Source organism: uncultured Streptomyces sp. (assembly GCF_947488945.1).
Taxonomy (GTDB): domain Bacteria; phylum Actinomycetota; class Actinomycetes; order Streptomycetales; family Streptomycetaceae; genus Streptomyces.
The window spans coordinates 433,955-458,190 of sequence record NZ_CANLBS010000005.1 but is presented as its reverse complement, the minus strand read 5'-3'; the positions used below and the strand labels follow the sequence as shown (position 1 = coordinate 458,190).

The following is a 24,236-nucleotide window of genomic DNA, read 5'->3' as shown; positions in this document are numbered from 1 at the left end:
GTGGCGCAGATGACACGCACCGAACCCGCCCCGGAGATCTTGAGGACGCACCGGACCGAGGTGCGGACCTCGATACGGACGGTCGACGCCGAGCAGTGGAACCGCGTCGTCGCCCGGGCCGGCGGCACCGTCTTCCACACGTGGGAGTGGCTCGCGGCCTTCGAGGACGCCCCACCGGGCCGCTTCGAGCCCCGCCATCTCATGGCCTACCACGGAGACGACCTCGTGGGCGTGTGCCCGGCGTACGTGGTGCACGACTGCCCCCGGCTCTCGTATCTGACGGACCTCGCCCCGTTCGACCCGGGCGGTCCCGTACTCCTCGCCCACAGCCTCGCGGCGCTCGACGGCGGACCGCTCGCCGTGCCCGGCCACGAGGACGCGCTCGTCTCTCTGCTCGGCGCCCTGGAAGTGACCGCAGGCGAGGACGGCATACGGACATGGGGCGTGGCGAACGCTCCTGCGGGCGACCTCAGCGGGCTGCTGCTGCGGCACGGCTACGCCACCGCCCACATCACGACTTCGTACCGCTGCTCCACCGATGTGCCCTCCGTCGCGGACTACTGGGGCTTCGCCCCGGGGCGCCTGCGCCGCAAGCTGGAGAAGGAACGCCGCGTCTCCGGCCGCGCGTACACCGTGGCGGAGGCGCCTGCGGACGCGGACACCCTCGTGCGCCTCCTGCACTCCATCCTCGAGAACCGTGGAACACCCACGGACGTATTGCCCGAGGCGTTCCTCCACGCAGTCAAGGCCCGCCTCGCTCCGTACGAGCGGATGGTGACCGCCGCCGACGCCGACCAGCAGACCGTTGCGGTCTTCGCCGGCTGGCAGTTCGCCCAGAAGTGGTCGATGTGGCTGGCCGGGCTCGACACCGAGCGGCTCCCGCACTTCGTTCCCTACCGGGCGATGGCCGCCCGCCTCATCGAGGGCGCCATAGCGACCGACGTCGGCTCCATCGACCTCGGCCGGTCCAACGGCGTGGAGAAGCGCAAGCTCGGCGCCCGTCCCGTCCCGCTCTACCTCGCCCTCAACACCCACGACCGCGCCGAGCGAGCCGCCCTGCACGCGGCCTGCCGACGCCTCGAAGAACGGTGTCAGGGCGCGGATGAGCAACTCGACATGGTCAAGCGGTGCTGCTGATGAAGACCGACTCCGTCGCCGACACGCGACCGAGCGTGGCGTGCCTCTCGGGACGCCGCGTCGTCGACGTCCTCACCCGTCTTGACGTGCGGTCCGTCCTGCTCGACAACCCCACACCGCTCGACCTCGCCTGCAAGGTCGACGTCGCCCTGGACATCGACCTGGACGACTGGGACGCCGCCGAGGCGGCACTGCGCCGGCTCCACGCCGGCCGCCCGCTCGACGCGGTCTTCAGCGTCTACGACGCGCACGTGCCGCTGGCCGGCTATCTGGCCGCGCGGCTCGGCACCCGCGGGCTCGACCTCCGGGCCGCGCTCGCCTGCCACGACAAGATCCGCATGCGGATGGTGCTCGCCGGCGGGGGAGTGCGCGTCCCGGACCATCTGACGGCGACCGACCCGGCCGATGCCGCAGCCGCCGCCCGGCGCCTCGGCCTGCCCGTCGTGGTCAAGAAAGCGACCGGTTCCCGAGGGCGGGGCAGCATGCTCTGCCGCAGCTCCGAGGACGTGGCCCGCGCTGTCGAGGTTCTCGGCCCCACCGCGCTCCTCGTGGAGCGCGCGGTCGAGGGACCCGAGTACGCCGTGCAGAGCATCACCAGCGACGGCAGGACCGAGGTCGTCGGCATCCTCGCCCAGTACGTGGGAACCGGTCCCCGGCAGGTCGAGACGGGATACGACTTCCCGAGTGGACTCAGTTCCGAGCGGGAGGCCGAGGTGGCGTCCTTCGTCACCCGCGCCCTGGCCGTTCTCGGCTTCGACCACGCCGTCTCCCACACGCAGGTACGGCTCACGGAGGACGGCCCCGTCCTCATCAATGTCGCCGCCCGGCCGCCCGGCGGGCAGCTGTGCGCCGCGACCGAGCGCACCAGCGGCATCGACCTCACACGCGCCGCCGCCGAGATCGCCCTCGGGGTCCCCGTCACGCGCGTGACGCCCACCGCGACCGGAGTCCTGTACCGGTGCGTCACCTCCGACAGCCCCGGCACGGCCTGGTACGACCTCGGCGGCATCGACGTACCCGCCGTCACGCTCGACGTCGAGCCCGGCGACAGCGTGCGCAGTGTCGACGACCCGGACGGCGGCAGCTACGGCCGCATCGTGGTCTACGGCGACGACCCCGCGGAGCTGGAGAGCCGGTACCGCGCCATCTTCGAATCGCTCCGACTCCACGTCGAGCCCGACAACCAGCAGGTGACGCTCCCATGACCCCTCGCATCCTCGTCCTCGGCGGCCGGCGCACGGTGCGGCAGCTGAAGGAACACACCGACTACGACGTCGTGTTCGCCGAGGAGAACATGACGATCGAGCAGCTCATGCTCGCCGACTACCCGCTGGAGGTCGACTTCGACGACTGGGACGACGCCGTCGCCCTGGTCGCCGCGGCCCACGCCGACCGGCCCATCGACGCCGTCGTCACGGGAGTCGAGCGCCTGGTCCCTCTTGCCGGACGGCTGCGCGCCGAGCTGGGGCTCGACCACGGGATCACCGAGCAGGCCGCCCGCGACTGCATCGACAAGGCGGCCACCCATCGGCTCCTGGCGGAGGCGGGCGTCCCCGTGCCCCGTAGCCGCGTGGTCGCGGGCGCTGGAGAAGGCGCCGAGGCCGCCGAAGAGCTCGGCCTGCCCGTGGTCGTCAAACCGCGTGACGCCTCCAGTGCCGCGGGCCTCAAGTACTGCGAGAGCCGCGAGGACGTGGAGCAAGCGGTCGGCGACATCCTGAAGGCGGGCCGTGACACGGCGCTCATCGAGGAATACGTTACCGGGCCCGAGATAGGCGTCTTCGCCTCCCGGGTCGGAGGGCGGACCCGGGTCGTGTGGGTCGTCGAGGGGGAGGTCGGCCCGCCTCCGACCTTCGTCAAGGTCGGGGGGTTCTTCCCGAGCCGCCTCGACGAGGAACAGCTCTCCGAACTCGAAGACCTCGCGGACCGCGTCCTCGCGGCCGTCGGCCTCGACGACTGGGCCGCGGCCCTCCAGTTCACCCTCACGTCGGACGGCTGGCGCGCCGGCGAAGTCAACCCGCGCGTGCCCGGCGGGCAGGCGGTCGAGATGATCCGGTCGACCACCGGCTACGAACCGAGCCTGATCGCCACCGAGGCCGCCCTGGGCCGGCACGCGGAACCCGGGGCACTCAAGGCGCCCTGCGGGCTCTACCGCAGCATCGTCTTCGACGGCAGTGGGCGCATCGACTACGACGCGCAGGCTGCCGGATCGCTGAGCGGGCTCGAGTCCCCGGTGCCGCCGTTCGTGGAGTTCGACGTCAAGCCCGGCGACGCCGTGCTCCCCGTCGAGCACCCCAAGGGCGGTGCGTTCGGCCGCATCGTGCTCGCCGGCGAGAGCCTGGAGCAGTTGGAGCGCGACTACGCGAAGGTCCGCGAACAGCTCGCCGTCCGGCTGGTCGACGACGCGGCGGCCGATGCCGCCGTGGACCGTGCGCACACCAGCTGCTGCTGACGACTTCTGCTCGGTGGAGATCTGTTGACGGTCAACCGGACACGTGATTCGATACTTTTGAAATTATCGAATCAAAAACCAGGGAGGAGGAAGACATGGCTGACGACATGGTCGGCTCGGGCTGCTGCGAGACCAGCGGCGCCGAGGACGTCGCCGAGGACGGCCAGGAGTGCGGGTGCGCCTGCGCCTGCTGCGACTGATCCCGTCCCGGGACGCTACGGCGGGCCGCACCCGACGGGTGCGGCCCGCTGACAACCACCAACTCACAAGACTCCAGAGGGGGCACGACGTTGAACGACTCGCTTCGCGCGCTGCGCTTCATCTATGGCTACCCGCTGCGCTACCGCCGCGAGATCATCACCGCCACGGTGATCATGTTCATCGGCCTCCTGGGCAACATCGCCGTGCCCCTCCTGACCCGCTACGCCATCGACGTCGGCGTCCTGGGCGGGAAGTCGAGCAGCCTGCTGATCACCTCGGTCGGGGTGCTCGCCGCCGGCGCCGCCACCACGGCCCTGCTGCACTACGGCAAGCGCATGCGGTTCACCGTCGCCAGCAAGGCCGTCAATGATCTCCGCGAGGACCTGGTGCGCAAGATGATGCGCCTGGGTCCCGCCGACGTCGCCGAGGCATCCGGTGGCCGCGCGCTCACCCGGCTCATCTCCGACGCCGTCTCGGTCCGCGGCCTCACCAACGGCGGCCTGCTCGAACTGCTCAACCAGCTACTCGTCATGCTCGCCATGCTGATCACGGCGCTCATCATCGACCTGCGCACGACAGTGCTGGCCTCCATCCCGCTGATCTTCGTCGTCATCGGGAACTTCACTGTGCAACTTCGCCTGCAGCGCGCGTTCATCGAGTTGAAGAGCCAGTTCACCAAACTCCTCGCCGGTGTCGGCGAATCACTCGCCAACATCAACGTGGTCAAGTCGTACGGCCGCGAGGCGGACGCCTCCGAACGTCTGAACAAGGTCAACGAGGCCCACACGGCCCGCGACGGCCAGATGAAGCGCACGTACAGCCGCTGGGAAGCCATCCTGAACGTCATCGGGGGCCTGCCCACGCCGATCGCCCTGTGGGTCGGCGGCAACGCGGTCCTGGACGGCAGGAGCACGGTCGGTGACCTGGTCGCCGTCGTCGCTCTCGTGATGATGTTCCAGATGAGCGTCCACATGCTCGCCATGCACGTGAACGGTGCGTTCCGCAGCGTCGTCACCGCACAGCGCCTGCTCCGCGTCATGGACGCCCGTTCCGTGATCGCCACCGGAGAGGGCAGCACCGACGTTCCCGCCGTGGGGGGGATTCACGCCTCGGGCATCGACGTCGACGTCGCCGGCCGCCGGATCCTGGACAGGGCCGAGTTCCGCGTCGAGCCCGGCGAGGCCGTCCTGCTGACCGGTCCCACCGGCAGCGGCAAGTCCACCCTGCTCCACGTGCTGGCCCGACTGCGCGACCCCGAGGCCGGCAGCGTCACGTACGACGGAGTGGACGCCCGCACGTACGAGTCCGAGGCACTGCGCCGCCGGATCGTCTGTCTGCCCCAGCGCCAGTGGATCTTCGAGGGCACTCTTGAGGACAACGTCCGCTTCGCCCGCCCCGAGGCCACCCGCCAGGAGATGACCGACGCCGTCGAGGCCGCCGGACTTTCCCACATTCCGCTGGACCGGCGCTTCGGCGCCACCACCCTGGACCTCTCCGCGGGCGAGCGCCAGCGGATCGGCCTGGCCCGCGTGCTCCTCGTGGACCCCGACATCCTGCTGCTCGACAACCCCACGGCGAACCTGGACGCCGAAACCGAGGCCGCGCTCCTGGAAACGGTCCTCCGGGTCCGCCGGGGCCGCACCCTGGTCATCGCCTCCCAGCAGCCGGCCGTCGCCGGCTACGTCGACCGCACCATCAGCCTCGCCTCCCCGGAGTCTTCCGCGGACGCCACGGCCACCCTCGCGGGCGCGACCACCGCGGACGGAGGAAGGGAAGCATGACCACCACGTCGATTCAGGCTACCGAGCCACTCCCGGACGAGCGTGAGGCACGACGGGCTCTCCTCCGCGCCGTACGCCGCTTCCTCCCCTACCTGCGCCCCCACTGGGGTTGGCTGACGGTCGCCACGTCCATGGCCGTCGTCAACACCATCGTCACGATCGCCGTGATGTACACGGTGATGGCCGGCATCGGTCACATCGTCATCGGCGACATGGAGGCCGTCCGGTCGACGGCACTCAACTTCTTCCTGCTGACCGTCCTCGACAACATCATCCGCATCACCTACAACTCGGCGATGATCCGGGTGAACGAGCGGCTGACGGTCACCATCCGCAACGACCTCGTGGCCCGCCTGCACAACGTCCAGCTCTCCCGGCACGTCGCCCAGGAGAGTGGCGCGTGGGTCACACGGGTCCTGTTCGAGGCCAACCGTTTCCGCGGCTTCCTGACCAAGACGCTGATGGAGATCACCAACAGCGTCATCTGGTTCATCGCCTTCGCCGTCTTCCTGCTCGCCCTCAGCCCTCTGGTCGCCCTGCCCACGCTCTTCACGATCCCGCTGATGGTGTGGATCGCGGTGAAGTGGACGGCGCGCCTGCGACCCGACACCCGTGCCCAGCGCGAGGGCTGGGACCAGATGGTCGGCTACCTCAACCAGAGGATCGACGGCCTCGCGGACATCCGCGCCTTCGGCCAGGAGGAGGCGGTCCTCGCCGATCTCCGCCGGCGCTCGGAGGAGTACAGCGAGGTCCACAACCGGCTCTCCCGCAAGCGGCTGTGGCTCACCTCGCACCTCGGCTTCAGCGTCTTCCTCGCCCTGGCCCTGCTGATCTTCTTCGGCGGCCTCCAGATCATCAACGGGCACCAGCTGGGATCCGGGTTCTTCTTCGACATGGCCTCCGGCATGATGCCGATGACCTGGATGCTCATGGGCACCAACACGATGATGGCGTCCATGGGCATGGCCTCCGGCACCGCCCTGGCGGCCGGCACCCTCGCCGCGTTCGCCCTCTTCGTCAAGCGCATGCTGAACCCCGTGCGCGACCTCGCCAACCAGCTGGGTCAGACATCCGACATCGCCGCCTCCGCGCAGCGGATGCTCGACGTGCTCGACCTGGAGGAGGAGCAGAGCGGTTCCGGCACCCTGCCGCCCGTCGAAGGAACGGTCGACGTCGACGACGTCACCTTCGCGTACGGCGACGGGCCCGACGTCCTCCACGGCATCAGCCTGCACGCCGAGCCGGGCCGGCACATCGGCATCGTCGGCACGAGCGGCGCCGGCAAGAGCACCCTGATGCAGCTGCTCGTCCGCCTGTACACACCGACGAGCGGTGCCATCCGCATCGACGGCCACGACCTCGCCGACATCAGCAGCGCCTCGGTCCGCTCCCAGGTGCTTCTGGTCACCCAGGAGGCCCAGCTCTTCGACGGCACCGTCACCGAGAACATCCTGTTCGGCCGACCCGACGCCACCGAAGAGCAGGTTGTCCAGGCGGCCGAAGCCGTCGGTGCCCACGAGGTGATCTCCGCTCTGCGCGACGGCTACAAGACCCGGGTCGGCGAAAGAGGTTCGCGCCTGTCCGTCGGCGAGCGCCAGATCATCGCCCTCGCGCGGGCCATGCTCGTCGACCCGCGCATCATCGTCCTCGACGAGGCCATCTCCAGCGTCGACCCCGACCGCCAGCGCCTGGTCTTCCGCGCGATCCGGCGCCTCCTCGAAGGCCGCACGGCGATCGTCGTCGCCCACTGGATGACCCTCATCGAGGACCTCGACGAGGTCTTCGTCCTGGAGGACGGCCGCATCGTCGAGTCCGGCCTCCCCGTCGAACTGCTCACCGCGGGTGGGCGACTCACCGAGCTCTGCCAGGCCCACGAGGGCCGCACCGGCAAGAACACCACAGGAAAGGACAACGCCCATGTCTGACACCAACCTCGGCAACATGTTCTGGGACGCCGCCCAGGGGAACGCGGCCCCGACGGTCGAGGCGCCGAAGGCGTCGTCGTGCTGCGGCCCCAAGCCCGCCGCCGAAGCCGCCGCCCCCGCCGCGACGGAGAAGGCGGAGCAGACCGCAGCGCCGAAGAAGTCGTCCTGCTGCGGCCCGAAGCCCGCCGCCGACGCCGCCGAGGCCCCCAAGAAGTCGTCGTGCTGCGGCCCGAAGCCCGCCGCCGACGCCGCCGAGCCCGCCGAGGCCGGGGCCGCGGCCCCGAAGAAATCCTCCTGCTGCGGCTGACCCCTTTCCACCCCACTTCGAAGGAGTGCAGATGACCTGGCGCACGGCCACCACCCAGCCCGCCGTACGCGGCACGAACGCGGCCCGGCGGGCTGGGCCCCGTACCCCCGAGGGGGCGGTGCGCCTGGCCGCCGTGACGAGCGCGGCCCTGGCCGCGGCACTCGTCACCGGATGCAGCACGACGACTCCTGCGTCCGCCGGCACCTCCGGTGGTACGGACCTCGACGCGAGTTGCCGGGCCACCAAGTCCGACAACGGTCTTGAGATCACCTTCGCGGTCAGCCCTTGCCCGGCCAAAGGCGGCGGCGCGGCCGGCACGGCGACCATCACCGTCAAGGACGCGGCGGGCAAGGCCGTGGAGGGCGCGAAGGTAGAGATCAACCCCGAGATGCCCAACATGAAGATGAAGGGCGGCAACCAGTCCGCCCGAGCCAAGGGCGACGGCTACGAGGCCAAGCTCGTCCTGGGCATGCCCGGCGACTGGCACCTGACGGTGGTCGTCACGCCCGCCTCCGGCAAGGCCTCGACCACGGCGTTCAACGTGAAGGCGGAGTAGACGCCGTGCTCAGTACCCGCGCGCGGACCCTCCCCGCATCGAGCACCGCCGCCCTGGACGCGCACGTCAAGGCCCTGCTCGCGGACGGCGCCGACATCATCAACCTCACCGGCGGAGAGCTCGACTTCCCCACTCCCGAGCAGGCGGCGGACGGGGCGCGACGAGCGATCGCCGAGGGCCGTACGCGGTACACCCCCGTCGCCGGCATCGGACCCCTCCGTGAGGCGATCGCCCAGCGGCTCGCCACCCGATGGGGCTGCTCCTACGAAGCGAACCAGATCGTCACCACGAACGGCGCCAAGCAGGCCCTCGCCCAGATCTTCACCGTGCTGTGCGAGCCCGGCGACGAGGTGATCCTGCCGGCCCCGTACTGGGTGAGCTTCCCGCACATGATCGCCCTCGCCGGGGCCGTTCCCGTCGTCATCGACACGGCCGACACCGGCTTCAAGCTCACTCCCGAGGCGCTCAGGGAGCGGATCACCCCGAAGACGAGGGTCCTCCTCCTCAACAGCCCCTCGAACCCGACCGGTGTCGTCTACGACCGCTCGGAACTCCGGGCGCTGACGGCCGTCGCCGTCGAGCAGGACCTCGTCATCGTCAGCGACGAGATCTACGGAGACCTCGTCCACGAGGGAGCCACCTTCACGAGCGCGGCCTCCCTCGGCCCGGACGTCGCCGAGCGGACGGTGACCATCGGTGGCTTCTCCAAGACGTACGCGATGACCGGCTGGCGCATCGGCTTCGCCGCCGCTCCCGCGGCCGTCGCCGCGGCCCTCTCGGCCGTGCAGGGACACACCAGCTCTGCCCCCTCCTCCATCTCCCAGTACGCCGCGCTCGCCGCCCTGACCGGTGACACCGACACGGAACTCGCCCGTCGCGCGGCGGAGCTCAACGTCCGGCGGACGCTGATGACGGACGGCCTCGCCGACCTGCCGCCCCTGCGGCTGACCGGCCGGCCGCAGGGCGGATTCTTCGCCTTCGTCGACGTCCGGGGTCTCTACACCCGGCCCGACGACGATGCGGGCACGGTCGCCCGCGACCTCCTGGAACACGCGGGCGTCGCGGTCATGCCCGGGCGGGATTTCGCCGCCCCCGACCACGTGCGCCTCTCGTACGCGGTCGGCACCGAGGACATCTCCCAGGCACTGCACCGCATCGGCACCTACCTGAAGACCATCAACGAACGGAGCCCTTCATGAGCGACATCGCCACCACCGTCTTCGACGTCCGCGGCATGACCTGCGGCGGCTGCGCCAAGCGCATCCGCACCGCCATCGAGACGGACCTCGGCGACGGCACCGAGGTGGTCGTCGACCACAAGGCGGGCCGGGTCACCGTCACCGCGCCCGGGGGTGTCGACGCCGAGTCGGTCCAGGCCGCCGTCGAGCGCACGGGATACGAGTTCGCCGGAACGGCCGCGTGAACCCGCCCGCGAAGCTCGCCCTGTTCGCCGTCGGCCTCGTCGCCTGCTTCGGCGTCTCGTTCCTGCTCGGCAGCGCGCTGCCGCCCCTGTAACCCCAGTCCATCGTCTTGAAGGAGTACGCAGTCATGGCAGGCACTGCCACGACGGCACCAGCCCTGGTCACGCTCGACATCGGCGGCATGACCTGCGGTGCCTGCTCGGCTCGGATCGAGAAGAAACTCAACCGGCTCGAGGGTGTGACCGCCGAGGTCAACTTCGCCCTTGAACGGGCCCATGTCAGCTTCGACGAGCGGCACTCGGTCGACGACCTCATCGACACGGTGGTGAAGATGGGCTACACCGCCGAGCTCCCGCCGCCTCCCCGGGCGGCGGCCTCGGCGTCGGACACGGTGGAGACGGCCGAAGAAGCCGCGGACCGCGAGCTGGCGGCCATGCGGCAGCGCATCCTCATATGCCTCGCGCTCACCGTGCCGGTCATCGCGATGGCCATGGTCACGCCGCTCCAGTTCGACAACTGGCAGTGGTTGTCGCTCACCCTCGCCGCACCGGTCGCCGTCTGGGGCGCCTGGCCGTTCCACACCGTGGCCTGGAAGAACCTCAAGCAGGCCGCCGGGACGATGGACACGCTGGTGTCGGTCGGCGTCCTGGCCTCCTTCGGCTGGTCCCTGTACGCCCTGTTCTTCGGCTACGCCGGCATCACCGGCATGCAGATGCCGTTGCTGATGATTCCCACCCCCGGCCAGGGCCTCCACCACATCTACCTGGAGGTCGCCACCTCCCTGACGCTCTTCGTTCTGGTCGGCCGCTACGCGGAACACCGTGCCAAGCGCCGGGCGGGCAGTGCGGTCCGCGCTCTGCTCGAACTCGGAGCCAGGGACGTCACCGCTGTGCGCGCGGGTCAGGAGGTCACCCTCCCGATCGGTGAGCTCCGCGTGGGCGACCATTTCGTGGTCCGTCCCGGAGAGAAGATCGCCACGGACGGCGTGGTCGTGGAAGGCACCTCCGCGGTCGACGCGTCGATGCTGACGGGGGAGAGCGTCCCGCAAGAGGTGACCGTCGGCGACGGCGTCGTCGGCGCCACCGTCAACACCAGCGGCCGTCTAACGGTCCGCGCCGAGCGAGTCGGTGCGGACACCCAGCTCGCCCACATCAGCCGGCTCGTCTCCGAAGCCCAGGCGGGCAAAGCACCCGTGCAGCGGCTCGCCGACCGAATCGCCGCCGTCTTCGTCCCCGTGGTCGTCGCCATCGCCTTCTGCGTCGGTGGCTTCTGGATCGGCAACGGAGGGGACGCGGCCGTCGCGCTCACCGCGGCCGTGGCCGTCCTCGTCGTCGCCTGCCCGTGCTCCCTCGGACTCGCCACCCCGACCGCCCTGCTCGTCGGCACCGGGCGCGGCGCCCAGCTCGGCATCGTGATCCGCGGACCTCAGGTCCTGGAATCCACCCGTCGCATCGACACCGTCCTCCTCGACAAGACCGGCACGGTCACCACCGGCAAGATGCGCCTCGTCGAGACCGTCTGCGGCGAGGGCACCACCCGCGAGGAACTGCTCACCCTCGCGGGGGCGTTGGAGCACTCCTCCGAACACCCCATTGCCACCGCGGTCACGACCGCAGCCAGGGAAGCGACCTTGGACCTGCCCCCGGTCGCCGACTTCCGGGCCAACGCAGGCTTCGGCGTGGTGGGCACGGTCGACGGCCGCGAGATCATCGTCGGCCGACCGGGCTGGGTCGGCGAACGGATGAGCACGCCGGACAGTCTCCGAAGCCGCCTCGACGAGATCGAGCGCAGCGGCCACACACCCGTGGCCGTCGGCTGGGACGGGCGCCTGCGCGGACTCCTCCTCGTCGCCGACGAGGCCAAGCCCACCAGCCGTCGTGCCGTCGACGAGATGCGCGGCCTGGGCCTCAACCCCATCCTGCTGACCGGCGACAGCAAGGGCGCGGCTCGCCGTATCGCCGACCAGATGGGCATCACCGAAGTCGAGGCGGAAGTCCTGCCCCAGGACAAGGCCGCCGTGGTGCGCCGCCTGCAGGACGCGGGCCGGAACGTGGCCATGGTCGGCGACGGCATCAACGACGCCGCCGCGCTGGCCCAGGCCGACCTCGGCATCGCCATCGGCGGAGGAACCGACGCTGCCATCGAGGCGAGCGACATCACCCTCGTACGGGGCGACCTGCGCGACGCCGCCGACGCGGTCCGCCTCTCGCGGCGCACCCTCGGGACGATCAAGGGCAACCTGTTCTGGGCGTTCGTCTACAACCTCGCCGGCATCCCCCTCGCGGCGTCCGGCGTCCTCAACCCGATGATCGCGGGTGCGGCCATGGCGCTGTCCAGCATTTTCGTCGTGAGCAACAGCCTCAGGCTGCGCGGGTTCAAGCCGTCCTTGCGGGGTGACGACGAGAAGGCCGGGGCCGAGGTCCTGCCCCCCGCACGTCCCAGCCCGGCGGCGGTCTCGTGATCGTCAGTTCCATGAGTCTGCCGATGGCCCTCGTCGACGTCGACCAGGCGTTGAGCGGCGGCTGGCGGACGTACGAGAACGAGGTGGACCTCATCCGGGTCCAGGACCCGCCCGCGGAGTCCTGGCCCCGGCTGAGGGAGGCCGGATTCCTGCCCAAGCCGCAGGTGGTCGCCTGGCGGGCCGGGGTCCTGGAGACCGAGGAGCAGTACCTCGGAACGCTTTCCGGGAAGGACCGCTACGACATCCGGACGGCCTATCGCCGGGCCGGCGAGGGCGACCTGGACGTGGGGGCGGAGCCGCTGACGGTCGGCCTGCTCGACGAGTTCCTGGAGTTGTACGAGAGCCAGGTCGCGACCATGCGTCATGGCTGGGCTGTCGCAGTCGAGCAGCGGGGGAGCATCCTCGCCGAGGCCGAGGCCTACTCCGCGGTCACGGTTCGTTCGCACGGGACGCTCGTCGCTGCCTGCCTGAACCAGGACGTCCCGGCCAAGGACGAGATCCGGGCGCGCTTCTCGGCCGTGAGCTCGGACCGGCGCCACGACAGCCTGGCCCGTCTCCTGTACTGGGAAATGCTGCGTGAGGCACGAGTGAGGAAACGGCGCTGGGCCATACTCGGCCGGGACATCAACCTCTACGGCCATGTGGTCAAGCCCGGGCTGTTCAGCTTCAAGTCGAGACTCGGCTTCACCGCCGTACCGGGGCAGTTGCTGGAGCCGGGCAGCGGATCGCACCAGGCCGACCGGGTGATTCGGTTGACCGAACTCACCGACCCGACGCTGCTGTTGTCATACGCGCCGGCGGCCGGGGAGGCGGCGGCCGTGACCGCTCCGCTGCACCTGAACCTGTTCACCCCGTCGGAGGACCTCGACGCACGTCCCTATCGCGGTGTCGGTCTCGCCGACACCACCGTGCACCACGTACGTCCCGCCTGATGCCGCGGGCGGGCATCGTGATCACCCGCCGTACACGGTGCCCGCCCGCTTCACGTCTGTGTCAGGCGCGAGCCGGCATGGCGAGAACGGACGCCAGGGCGACGAAGACGCCCGGGTCCACCCGGTAGTAGACCCAGCTGCGCCGACGCTGCGAGGTGAGCAGCCCGGCCTCGCGGAGCTTCTTCAGGTGGTGGGAGACCGTCGGCTGGGAGACGCCCACGTCTGCGATGTCGCAGACGCACGCCTCGCCGGCGGGGTGGGAGGCCACGCGCGACAGCAGCCTCAGCCGGATCGGGTCGGCCAGTGCCTTGAAGAGGTTGGCCAGTCGTTCGGCATCCAACGTCGAGAGCTCCGCCGAGATGAGTGGAGAGCAGCACGGGACTGTGCCTCGCGACGGAAGGACGACCTCGGGACCCGTACTCAGGTTCGACATGCTTCTATTTTTGCATGTATCGAATTACAGCCGCAATGGATTGTCGGCTTCGTTGTGCGTGCCGGGTGGACGGCGGCTGCCCGGTGCGAGCTGCTCGACTCCGGACCTGCCTGCTGCGGGAGTGACGCCGAGTGCGCGGCGACGCCGTTCGAGGCGGTGGGCCGTCGATGTCGCCTCGGAGGTGCCTACGGGGCGCTTATTCGACGTTCTTCTATGTTGACACTTGTCGATGTATGCGGCAGGCTGGCCTCAGATTAGATACTCGTCTAATCAACGGAGCGGGGGTACCTCCCGCCGACAGCGAAGGACAGAGCCCGATGACCACCATCGATGCCGCTGAACTCCCCGTCGTCGTCATCGGAGCGGGCCCCATCGGCCTCGCAGCCGCGGCCCACCTCGTGGACCGGGGCCTGAACCCCCTGGTGCTCGAAGCCGGGGACGCCGCCGGGGCCGCGGTGCGCGACTGGTCCCACGTGCGGCTGTTCTCCACTTGGGACGAGGTCATCGACCCGGCCGCCGAGAAGCTCCTCGCGGCGAACGGGTGGCAGCGACCCGACGGCGCCGCCTACCCCACCGGCGGCGACTGGGCCGAGTCGTACCTCCAGCCCCTCGCCGACGCACTCGGCGACCGCGTCCGCCCGGGAACCACCGTGACCGGCATCTCCCGCGCCGGCCGTGACCGTGTCGTGGACGTCGACCGCGAGGACCAGCCGTTCCACGTCCACGCCGTCGCCGCCGACGGATCCGAGGTCCGGCTCCTCGCCCGCGCCGTCATCGACGCCTCCGGCACCTGGGCCAAGCCCGGCCCCGCAGGCGGCAACGGCCTGCACGCCGTCGGCGAGCGCGCCCACGCGGAACGCATCGCCTACCGGGTGCCCGACCTCCGCGATCCCGAGATCCGCGCACGCTACGCAGGGAAGCGCACCGCGGTGGTGGGCAGCGGTGCCTCCGCGTTCACCGCGCTCGTCGCCCTCGCCGACCTCGCCGCGTCCGCACCTGGCACCCGCGCCCTGTGGGTCCTGCGCCGTGGCGTCACCTCCTCCACGTACGGAGGCGGCTCGTCCGACCAGCTCCCGGCCCGAGGCGCCCTCGGCCTCGCCGCCAGGGCCGCGGTGGACGCGGGCCACGCCGACGCCGTCACCGGCTTCCGCATCGCCGAGATCGGGGCGAACGCCGACGGCACGCTCACACTCGTCGCGGAGGACGGTACCCGCACCGAGCCCGTCGACCAGGTCATCACGCTCACCGGCTTCCGCCCCGACCTCTCCTTCCTCGACGAACTCCGCCTCGACCTGGACGCACGACTCCAAGCCCCCGTCGACCTCGCGCCGCTGATCGACCCCAACGTCCACTCGTGCGGCACCGTCTACCCCCACGGCGCCAAGGAGCTCTCGCACGGCGAGAAGGACGCCTATCTCGTCGGCATGAAGTCCTACGGTCGCGCGCCGACGTTCCTCGCCATGACCGGCTACGAGCAGGTCCGCTCGATCGCGGCGGCCCTCGCGGGCGACCACGAGGCTGCCGAGCGCGTCGAGCTGACGCTGCCGGAGACCGGCGTGTGCGGCGGCTCCGGCCTCTATGACGCCGCTGCCGAGGAGGAGGGGGGCAGTTGCTGCGGTGCCCCCGAGGTTCTGCAGATCGAAACCACAGGGCTGTCCAGCCGCCCCGCCGTCGACTGACCCCGATGTCACCGTTCGCAGCCACCCGGCCGCTCGCCCCGGCTCAGGGGCGACCGCGCCGGGCGCTGTGGGCTCTGTGCCTCACCCAGGTCACGAGCTGGGGCATCCTCTACTACGCCTTCCCCGTCCTGAACGCGGAGATCACGGCCTCGACCGGCTGGTCAGCGCGCGCGACCACCGGCGCGTTCTCGCTGGCTCTCGTCGCCTCGGCGCTCTCCGGCATCTTCGTGGGCCGCGTCATCGACTGCCGAGGCCCCCGGGCGGTCATGACGACGGGATCCGTCCTGGGCGCTGCGAGCCTCGTGGTCATCGCCGCCGCACCCACCCTGAGTGTCTTCTTCCTCGGCTGGGCCTTGGCGGGGCCGGCCATGGCCGCGACGTTCTACCAGCCGGCCTTCGCCGCCCTGACTCGGTGGTGGGCTCCCGACCACGTCCGCGCACTCACCGTCGTCACGCTCGCCGGCGGCCTCGCCTCCACCGTCTTCGCCCCGCTCGCCGCGGCCCTCGCCGACCGGCTGGGCTGGCGGGACACGTACCTCGTCCTCGCCCTGGTGCTCGCGGCCGTCACGATCCCCGCGCACGCGACGGCCCTCAACGCCCCGTGGCCGGCCGTGACGCCGGCGACCGAGGAACACGCCGACGCCTCCGGCATCGCTCGCAGCCGACCGTTCGGCATGCTCGTCGCCGCCATGACGCTCTCGGCCTTCGCGACGTACGCGGTCGTCATCGCCCTCGTGCCCCTGATGGTCGAGCGGGGGTTCTCCCTGAAGGCGGCCGCCCTGGCCCTCGGCCTCGGCGGGGCGGGCCAGACCCTGGGCCGCCTCTTCTACGCGCTGCTCGCCCGCCGCACCGGCCCCCGCCTTCGCCTCGCGGTACTCATCGTTCTTGGCGGCCTCGCGACAGCGGCCCTGGCCGCGATCCCCGGTCCCTACCCCCTGGTGGTCGCTCTCTCCATGGCGACCGGCATGATCCGTGGAAATCTGACCCTCGCCCAGGCCACGGCTGTCACGGACAGGTGGGGAGCGGCTCACTACGGGAGGCTGTCCGGCCTCCTCGGAGCGCTTCCCACCGCCGCCGGCGCCCTCGCGCCTTTCGCGAGCGCGGCCCTCGCCGGTTCACTCGGCGGCTACCCCCACCTTTTCGTACTGCTGGCGGCGGTAGCCTCCGTCGCAGCCCTGGCCGCCACCCGCACGTAGACGAAACCGCACGTAAGTTGCAGGGATCTGCCTGCGTCGGCGAGTTGCAACAGCACCTGCTGACGGAAGCCGGGGAGGGCGCACGCCGAATCCAGGTCCTGCCCGAGGGAGCCCGCCCGGTGACCCTGCCCAGAGTCACCGGGCGAGCCGCAGCCGGACTGCTTCCCGGGCCGTCCGCGTGACCGTGATCACGGACGCTTTTCAAGGGCTGCTGCGTAAGCTTGGTCCGTTACCACGGTGACGTCGTGAGAGTGGGCGAACCCTCCTCCGCTCACCCGAGGGGCGTCGGAGAAGTCAGCAGGTGGTCAGCATCGGGCGCGGTGGCGTCCTGGCTTGCTGACCTGATGACCGCCGAAGCGGGGCCCGGGCGCAGACGCCCGGCTCTCCATCGGAAGGTTCGCTACGTGGCTCGACAGCTTGCCCGCGGTATGGGCTCATTCTTCAAGGACTGCGGCTGTGCCAGGCAGACACGGTGCCCTCACCCGTACACCATCCGTTTCCGCAACGGTCTGGGAAGGCAGGTCGAGGAGAGTGGCTTCACCACGCAGGACGACGCGATAGAGCGTCTCACGGAGATCTACGCGGAGAAGAAGCGTACGGCGCCGTCCGTCGCGGAAGCACGCCGGGAGTTGGGGCAGAAGACGGTCGCGGAATACGCGAAACAATGGTTGCCCAGGCAGCGTCGGATGACTCAATACTCCACGGGGGAGCACGTCGCCAGCTCCATCAATGTCCACATTGTTCCGCGTCTGGGCTCGCGAAAGCTGATTTCCGTAACTCCCATTGTGGTGGAGCATTTCCTGGAAGAGTTGGAGGCCGATGGTGTCGGCCGGGGAAATCAGGTCAACATAATGCGCACCCTCAAGGCGATCCTGCGGGACGCCTACGACAAGGGAGCGATGGCGGATGATCCCGTCAAGGGAGTGCAGGAGCCGGAGTATGTGCGCGAGAGGGTCGTTATTCCGGACCTGGCCTACGTGAAGCGCGCTTTGGCTGTTGCGGGGGACGACCTTGCTCTGGAGATCGTGATGATGGCGGGGTGCGGACTGCGAAACGGCGAAGCCCGAGCGGTGAACATCAACAATGTCGTGGCGGCCGATGTGTACCGGGTGCACGAGCAGATCCACTCAAATACACACCGGCCGGCGAAATTGAAGCACCGCAAAGTGGGGGCATTCCGGGAAGTTCCGCTGCCAGGATCGGTGCGGGACGCGATCGAACGTCACGAGGCGAAACACGGTACGACGAAGGAGGGTTATCTGCTGCGGGGGCCCAGCGGCTACTACACGGAGCCGATGGAACGCCGACGCGCTCGCGCACTCTTCGAGAAGCTGCCCGTGGTGGACCAGATGGGTATGTATGGCTTCCGGCACTATCTCGCCTCCAACGCGCTGGGCAGCGGCATTCCGATCACCGATGTGGCCGAGTGGATGGGCCACAAGTCCATCGAGGAGACATACCGCACCTACCGACACCTGATGCCGGGGAGTATTACCAAGGCGGCACGTATCCTCGACGCCGGCCTTTGGGACGCGGCTTGAGGGGCAGAGAAGCGCTCGATGGAGCTGGTCCGCTACCAACTCTTCGGCAGCGATCTGCCCGGCCTTGGATGGTGGCCTCCGCGAGTGGCGGGATGAGGGTGGTTTGCCGGGTGCCGTGCTGGGCTGTTACCCAGGTAGCGACCGGTGTCCTGAGCGCGGCGATGACTGAACGACGTCGCGCGGCGCTCGAACGGCACCGTCGTACACGGAATACCCCAGCGTCGGCGGGCAGGACCGCTTCCCTAGCTCCAGGTCGGACACGTAACTCGGAACACCCCCGCGGACGCGGGGGTGTTCCGAGGCCAACGGTCTCGGCGGGAAGGCGGTGACTGTCCTTCCCGCCGGAGCAAGCATTTTCCGCCGGCGTCGGTCCGTGTCCCTCTTCGGACGTCATTTTCGGCGGTGTAAGCGGACCTGCTCCGGCCGTGTGCCGTACCTCACCAGTGTCCGCCCCGTGAGTGGTCGGCGCCTTGAGGTGGTTGTGGTGCATCTGTGGGCGTCGGTGCGCCTATTCGAGGATGTCGTCGTTGGAGTCGAAGGTGTGGTCGTCGGCTGGGAGGTCGGGGAAGTAGTCGGTGTCGGCCTCGCCGGTGAGGACGGCGAGGAGGAAACCTGCACAGGTGGTGTCGTGGTGCTCCCAGAGGGGGCCGCGGCCTTCGTTGAACATGACGGTCCAGCCGTCGGGCTGGTCGTCGGGCCGGATGAGCCAGTACAGCATGGCGCCGGTGTCTTCGATGTAGGCCCAGGGAAGAACCCTGGCACCGGGGGCCTGAAGTTGCTGCGGCTTGGGTTCGGTCTGCCACAGTTTCTCGAGCGTGTCGGCCCGTTCGGCCGCTTGGGCCACGAGGTTGTAATCGTCGTCGGGGCAGGAGGGGTCCAGCAGCCAGACCGTCTCGTCGAAGACGCCGCCCCCGTAAGTGTCGACGAGCTGCCGGTAGTCGGCCGGCAGCAGGGTGCCCAGTGCCGCTTCGACCGTCGTCCAGTCCCGCGGGCTGGCGTTGGCGGGGGGCGGGACGAGTGCGGTGAGGCGTTCCACGTCGGGGTGCATGGGTGTCTCCTGTGCGGGTCGGTCAGACGCGTTTTGCGACGTTCAGGATAGTGATGGTGTTCGTGCTGGCGCCGCCCTCGTAGGGGGTGAAGCTGAAGCCCTTGTTGCCGGTGGCTTCGATGGTGAGGCCGACGGGCACCACGTCGGTCGGGTCGTTGGTCCGGTAGACGGGCGTGACGGTGTATTCGATGGTCTCGCCTCGTTTGTCGACGGCTTCGCGGATCTGGTCCTCTATCTTCCGCATGACGGGGGAGTTCGCGAACCGGTGCATCGTGACGAAGTTGCGGGGGTCCTTGTTCGAGCCGCCGATCTGTGCGCCGAGCAGGTGGGTCTTGTTGAGCTTCTTGTACTTCTCGTATCCCGGTACTTTCGCGCTCGGGTTGGTCTGTCCGCCGGTCATGTCGCCTTCGATGGTGGCGCGCATGGTGGTCGCGCGTCCGCCGGGGCCGGGGCGCCCGTAGCGTACGCGTCCGCCCCAGCTGACGTCGCTTTCGTCGCAGGGGGCGAGACCGAGCGGGTCGGTGAGGGTGTGCGGGTTGTCGACGTAAGTGGACGGGTTGGGTGCGGCGTCGAGGCCGAGCGGGTCCAGGGTCAGGTAGCGGGCGGTCTGCGGGTCGTAGTGGCGGAAGTAGTTGTGGTGGAGTTCGGTCTCGGGGTCGTAGTACTGGCCGGGGAATCGCAGGGGTGTGTAGGCGGTCGCGTCCCGGTTCCAGGTGTTGGCGCCCCATAGTGTCGCGCGGGAGCGCCAGGCGACGGTTCCGTCTTCGTCGACGAGTTCGCTCGGGGTGCCGACCTGGTCGGTGACGATCGCGAAGAACCGTTGGTCGATGGTCTGCTGCGGGGCGGCGGCCAGTGATTTGGTCTCGGTCTGGGAGAGCGGGGCCTGGCCGTCGTGGTCCCAGGTGAGGGTCACTGTTTCGGCGGAGCCGGCGACGCGTGTGGTCTGCTCGGTGAGGGTGGTGCCGTCCCAGGTGAAGCGGGTCTCCTCGGCCACCGTGCCGTCTGCGGCGAGCCGTTGTTTGGCGGTGCGCCGTCCGAGCGGGTCGTAGAGGTAGCGCCATTGGGTGCCGTTGGGGGTGGTGACGGCGGTGAGGTGGTCTTCCGCGTCCCAGGTGTAGCGCCAGGTGTCGGGTTTGCGGGACAGGCGGGTCTTCTGCCGCAGGACGACGCGGCCCTGCGCGTCGTGCTCGTAGCGGACGGCGCCGGCGGCGGTGAGGCGGCTGCCGGCGAAGGTACGGGGACCGCGGGCCTGGCTGCCGGGGTGGCGGTCGGGCCACGAGGCGTGGGTCTGGTTGCCGGCCGCGTCGTAGGCGTACTGCTCCGTCCAGTTCTCCGCCCGGACCGTGGTGACCCGGCCGGCCCGGTCGAGGACGAAGTCGCGGTGGCCGCTGTGCTGGTCGGTGACGGCGGTGAGGTGCCCGTCCTGGCGGTAGGTGTAGGCGCGGTGGAGTGAGGGCTGCGGGCTTCCGGTGACGGTGAGGGTCTGGCCGGTGAGCTGACCGGCGTCGTCCCAGCCGAAGGCCAGCGTGAACCGGTCGTCGAGGCTGCGCCGGATTTCGCGGCCGGCCGGGTCGTGGGCGAAGGAGAAGGTGTGGCCGGACGCGGTGAGGGACGCGTAGTCGCCGGTGGCCCCGTAGGTGTAGGAGGTGGCGACGCCCAGCGGTGTCGTGCGGTGGGTGCGGCGTCCCACCGCGTCGCAGGCGGTGGTCAGGGTCCGGCCGTCGACGGTCTCATCGGTGATGCGGCCCACGGGGTCGTAGCGGTAGGCGAGCGTGGTGTCGGGCCCGGCGGCGCGCAGCAGCCGTCCGCAGGGGTCGTTGTCGAAGGTAAGGGTGCGGCCGTCGACGGTCTTGTCGGTGAGCTGTCCGACGGGGTCGTAGGCGTAGGTGACGGTCTGGCCCGCGGCGTTGATCCGGCGGATCAGCCGGCCGGCAGGGTCGTACGCGTACGTCATGGTCCGGCCGTCGAAGTCGGACTCGCCGATCAACTGGCCTGCGGCGTCGTAGGCGTAGCTCCACGACAGTGCACGTGGGTCGGTGACCTTGATCAGCCGTCGCTCCGTGTCGTAGGTGAAGCTGTGCCGTGCCCCGTCCGGGGTGGTGCGTGCGGCCAGCAGATCGAAGTGTGTGTACTCCATGAGGGTCGTCGCACCGAGCGGGTCGGTGTGCCGCGTGCAGTTGCCCTCCCCGTCGAACTCCCAGTGCTCGGTGGTGCCGTCGGGCCCGGTCCGGCTCGTGAGCCGCCCCTCGGGAGACCATTCCAGGCGGGTCACCCCGCTTCCGTCCGGGCCGGTGACGAGCACCGGCCTGCCGAAGGGGTCGTACTCGTAGCGCCGGACGGTCCCTGACGCGTCCGAGATCCGTAGCGGGAGGCCGGCGGCGTTGCGGACGATCTCCACCCGTTCACCGACGGCGTTGGTGACGGCGGTGACGGCCCCCCGCGGGTCGACGGTGTACCGCGTCACCGCACCGGCCGGATCCGTGAGAGCAATGCGGTTCCCCCTGCCGTCGTAGGCATGCAGCCACCGCGCCCCGTCGGGCTCGGTCAGGGAGACCGGCAGCCCGTCCTGGTCGTAGGCGACCGTCGTGCGGTGGCCGTCGGCCCGCACCAGGTCGGTCGCCCGGCCCCGGTCGTCGTAACTCAGACGCGACGTGGCGCCGTGGGGATCCGTCATAGTTGTGAGCCGGTCGGACTCGTCGTACTCCATCCTGTGGGTGGCACCGAGGGGATCGGTCTCTGACACGACGCGGAATCGATCGTCGATCCGGAAGACGGTCGTGGCACCGGTGGAATCGGTGTAGTACGTCGTCGACCCCGCTGCCGGGCCGTGGCTCTCGTAGGAGAAGGTGGAGGAGAGCATGCCGTCGGGGCCGGTCGTCGTGGTGACGCGCCCCTGACCGTCGTACCCGTAGTGGAAGCTCGATTCGTTGCGGTCGGTCCAGGAGGTGATGCGCCCCTCGGAGTCGTGGACGAAACGCAGCGGCAGACCGGAGGAGTTGACGACCGCCGCGAGATTGCCGTCCGGGTCGTAGTTGTAGCGCACCACCGTGACCGTGCCGCCCATGGTGCGCACAGCGAGTTCCGTGACGCGACCGTCCACGACCTTGAGGTCCGCCTGGTAGCCCGCATGATGGACCACCCGCACGGGGGCGCCGTCGCCGGTGCGCTGGTAGGAGAGGGTGTTGCCGTTGCGGTCCTCGACTTCCTTCAGCCAGAAGGCGGACGACTCGTGGTACGGGCTGCCCGTGAACGTCCTGACGATCCCGGCCGGCGTGTCCGCGATCAGGTAGGACGTCTCGCCGTTGTCGAACCCGCCGTGCACCAGCGGCAGCCGCGGCCCGGACAGGGGCAGAACACCGTCGGTGTCACCGGCGCCCGGCAGCCGGGGATAGACGAGGACGGACCCGTCCTCGCGCGCCCAGACCGCCCCCTGCCCCCGGGCGTCGAGCTCGATGCGCTCATCGAGGGTGGAGGCCCAGCTGCGCCCGAACCAGCGGCCGTAGCGGTACTCGGACAGGTGTGTACGGCGCAGTGAGAGGGGCAGGACGCCCGGCAGCGCGAGATCGGACTGGGTGAGTGTCATCTCCCCGGTGGCGACGTCGACCGGGTCGTTCTTGCACGTCTTCTTGGACAGCGGGATGGAGTGACGCTGGGCGTCGTTCTTGGCGCCGTCGAGGGACGCGGGCTTGACTCGGGTGCCGGAGTCCTTGCCGTGCGCCCCGGGCCGCCCGCCGTCCCGGGGACCGTGGCGGTCGCCGTCCTCCTTCCCGTCGGCGGACACGATGCGCTTCACCTGGTCGTGAACGTCGTGGTCGGTTTCCTTGTGCGTCTTGGAGCTCTTGGTGAGGGCGTCGGGGACCTTCTTGCCGACGTGGTCCCCGAGGTCGTCGAGCGCTTTGCCGAGCTTCTCCGTCACGCCCTCGATGGTGGTGTCCAGGACAGCGGTGAGAGAGTCCTTGCCCTTCGCCCGCCCGTGGTGGCTTCTGGCCTTGCCGAGCTTGCCGCGGGTCTTGTCCCGCATGGTGACCTGCACCCCCGCCAGGTGCGTCCGGGCCGTCCCGTGAGCGTCGTGGTCGATCTCGGTGCCGTCGCCCGGCCTGGGACCGCCGCCGCCAGCCGAGTTGAGCCGGAGTCCGTCCTTGCCCGCCTTCGCGGTCTGCCCGGTGTCGTATCCGTCCTGCACACCGGTGACGTTCAGCGCGGTCTGGATCGCGAGATCGGCCACGATGTTCTCGATCGCGGCGACGGCCGGCTCCGTCAGCGTCGTGACGATCTCCTCGACGGCCATCTCGGCCATCTCCTTGAGGATCCGCTTGAACGCGATTCGCGTCGCCGCGATCTTCCCGCCGGCCAGCAGCGCGGACAGCCCCGCCGTCACCGGCGCGAACGCGAGCGTGATCCCCACCGTGGCGCACAGATCCGCCAGTTCGCCGACCGCGGCGATCTTCCGGGCGACGATGATGTCCGCGACCCGGTCCAGGGCGCCGGCCACGATCCGGGCCGCCTTCGCCAGGTCCTTGTGCTTGCCCTGCACCTTCGACCAGTGCTGGTCCAACGCGGTGAGCGACTCGCTCTGCCCGCTCGCCAACAGTTTCTGCACGTGCTGGTAGGCGGCGTAGGCGTCGTCGTCCGCATCGTCCGCGAACTCCCGCAGCGCGTCCCCCATGTCGCGGTACGCGTCCTCGTCGACGTTCGGCCAGCCCACACCGATGACATCGAGCATCGTGTCGACGCCCTCAGGAATTGTGTACCCCACGACGCAAAGCCCCCATGCCGCAAACGCAAGCGATCAGCAAGATCAATCAGCATGCCATGCGCCCCTGGTTCTCCCCAGCGGGTTCTCGGCCATCGCCCACTGATCTCGGCCCGCAAGAAGAACCCCCTGGACCGGTAAGAGGGACTGCGCCCACCGGTGTAAGGCACACTCCCACGCCGCATCCTGGGTGGACACGGCATGACCTACTTGAAGAAGCGGTAGGCGCTGGCCGTCACCTCGGCCGCCGCAAACACATGGACGACACCCTCAAGCCGTCGCCGACCCCTGTCTCAGCAGGAGACCGCAGAGCGCAGACCGGGTACTGAGGCTCCACCGAGCGTTTCAGAGTCCCTGACGGCCAGGCGCGGTCGCGATGCCGCGTGTCGCGTACCTGGAGTGCAGTTGCTCCCTTG

17 protein-coding genes are annotated in these 24,236 nt (G+C 69.9%); 14 read left to right on the top strand and 3 right to left on the bottom strand.

The genetic code is table 11. The features are described 5' to 3' along the window. Positions 1-9: 9 nt before the first annotated feature. The 11 genes from Q0994_RS10730 (at position 10) to Q0994_RS10680 (ending at position 13,170) form a co-directional block, all read left to right on the top strand. Positions 10-1,137 (top strand): GNAT family N-acetyltransferase, encoded by a 1,128-nt coding sequence (locus tag Q0994_RS10730; RefSeq protein ID WP_299532073.1) that lies wholly within the window; start codon positions 10-12, stop codon positions 1,135-1,137. Beyond that, positions 1,137-2,342 carry an ATP-grasp domain-containing protein gene (locus Q0994_RS10725; RefSeq protein ID WP_299532158.1) on the top strand — a complete coding sequence of 402 codons (1,206 nt, stop codon included), beginning with the start codon at positions 1,137-1,139 and terminating at the stop codon, positions 2,340-2,342. The genes Q0994_RS10730 and Q0994_RS10725 overlap by 1 nt, the downstream gene beginning before the upstream one ends. Continuing rightward, on the top strand, positions 2,339-3,586 hold the full coding sequence (locus Q0994_RS10720) for an acetyl-CoA carboxylase biotin carboxylase subunit family protein (RefSeq protein ID WP_299532071.1): 1,248 nt from the start codon (positions 2,339-2,341) through the stop codon (positions 3,584-3,586). The genes Q0994_RS10725 and Q0994_RS10720 overlap by 4 nt, the downstream gene beginning before the upstream one ends. A 290-nt stretch (positions 3,587-3,876) precedes the next feature. Further along, positions 3,877-5,568 (top strand): ABC transporter ATP-binding protein, encoded by a 1,692-nt coding sequence (locus Q0994_RS10715; protein WP_299532069.1) that lies wholly within the window; start codon positions 3,877-3,879, stop codon positions 5,566-5,568. Next, complete coding sequence (locus tag Q0994_RS10710; RefSeq protein WP_299532068.1) at positions 5,565-7,493, top strand: ABC transporter ATP-binding protein; 1,929 nt, start codon at positions 5,565-5,567, stop codon at positions 7,491-7,493. Before Q0994_RS10715 ends, Q0994_RS10710 begins: the two co-directional genes overlap by 4 nt. After that, entirely contained in the window at positions 7,486-7,800 is a 315-nt protein-coding gene (locus tag Q0994_RS10705; protein ID WP_299532067.1) for a hypothetical protein, read from the top strand. Before Q0994_RS10710 ends, Q0994_RS10705 begins: the two co-directional genes overlap by 8 nt. Positions 7,801-7,831: 31 nt before the next feature. Then, positions 7,832-8,356, top strand: a complete 525-nt coding sequence (locus tag Q0994_RS10700; RefSeq protein ID WP_299532065.1) for a FixH family protein — start codon at positions 7,832-7,834, stop codon at positions 8,354-8,356. Positions 8,357-8,361: 5 nt separating this feature from the next. After that, complete coding sequence (locus Q0994_RS10695) at positions 8,362-9,555, top strand: pyridoxal phosphate-dependent aminotransferase (protein WP_299532063.1); 1,194 nt, start codon at positions 8,362-8,364, stop codon at positions 9,553-9,555. Further along, on the top strand, positions 9,552-9,779 hold the full coding sequence (locus tag Q0994_RS10690; RefSeq protein ID WP_299532061.1) for a heavy-metal-associated domain-containing protein: 228 nt from the start codon (positions 9,552-9,554) through the stop codon (positions 9,777-9,779). The genes Q0994_RS10695 and Q0994_RS10690 overlap by 4 nt, the downstream gene beginning before the upstream one ends. A gap of 125 nt (positions 9,780-9,904) precedes the next feature. Next, positions 9,905-12,238, top strand: coding sequence for a cation-translocating P-type ATPase (locus tag Q0994_RS10685; protein WP_299532060.1), 2,334 nt, complete (start codon positions 9,905-9,907; stop codon positions 12,236-12,238). Between the two features lie 11 nt (positions 12,239-12,249). Beyond that, positions 12,250-13,170, top strand: coding sequence for a GNAT family N-acetyltransferase (locus tag Q0994_RS10680; RefSeq protein WP_299532059.1), 921 nt, complete (start codon positions 12,250-12,252; stop codon positions 13,168-13,170). Positions 13,171-13,231: 61 nt separating this feature from the next. On the opposite strand, the gene Q0994_RS10675 is transcribed toward Q0994_RS10680, so the two are convergent. After that, the gene (locus tag Q0994_RS10675) at positions 13,232-13,603 is read right to left on the bottom strand and encodes a helix-turn-helix transcriptional regulator (protein ID WP_299532057.1); all 372 of its coding nucleotides are present in this window, start codon (positions 13,601-13,603) and stop codon (positions 13,232-13,234) included. A gap of 317 nt (positions 13,604-13,920) precedes the next feature. On the opposite strand from Q0994_RS10675, the gene Q0994_RS10670 reads away from it, so the two are divergent. The 3 genes from Q0994_RS10670 (at position 13,921) to Q0994_RS10660 (ending at position 18,019) form a co-directional block, all read left to right on the top strand. After that, positions 13,921-15,282, top strand: a complete 1,362-nt coding sequence (locus Q0994_RS10670) for an FAD-dependent oxidoreductase (protein ID WP_299532055.1) — start codon at positions 13,921-13,923, stop codon at positions 15,280-15,282. A gap of 5 nt (positions 15,283-15,287) precedes the next feature. Beyond that, positions 15,288-16,478, top strand: coding sequence for an MFS transporter (locus Q0994_RS10665; RefSeq protein ID WP_299532053.1), 1,191 nt, complete (start codon positions 15,288-15,290; stop codon positions 16,476-16,478). A 404-nt stretch (positions 16,479-16,882) separates the two neighbouring features. Next, the gene (locus tag Q0994_RS10660) at positions 16,883-18,019 is read left to right on the top strand and encodes a tyrosine-type recombinase/integrase (RefSeq protein WP_299532051.1); all 1,137 of its coding nucleotides are present in this window, start codon (positions 16,883-16,885) and stop codon (positions 18,017-18,019) included. Between the two features lie 508 nt (positions 18,020-18,527). Here the strand turns inward: Q0994_RS10660 and Q0994_RS10655 are convergent. Next, positions 18,528-19,067: an SMI1/KNR4 family protein gene (locus Q0994_RS10655; protein ID WP_299532049.1), complete on the bottom strand. Its 540-nt coding sequence runs from the start codon at positions 19,065-19,067 to the stop codon at positions 18,528-18,530. Between the two features lie 22 nt (positions 19,068-19,089). Then, the gene (locus Q0994_RS10650; RefSeq protein WP_299532047.1) at positions 19,090-23,823 is read right to left on the bottom strand and encodes a DUF6531 domain-containing protein; all 4,734 of its coding nucleotides are present in this window, start codon (positions 23,821-23,823) and stop codon (positions 19,090-19,092) included. Between the last annotated feature and the right edge of the window lie 413 nt (positions 23,824-24,236).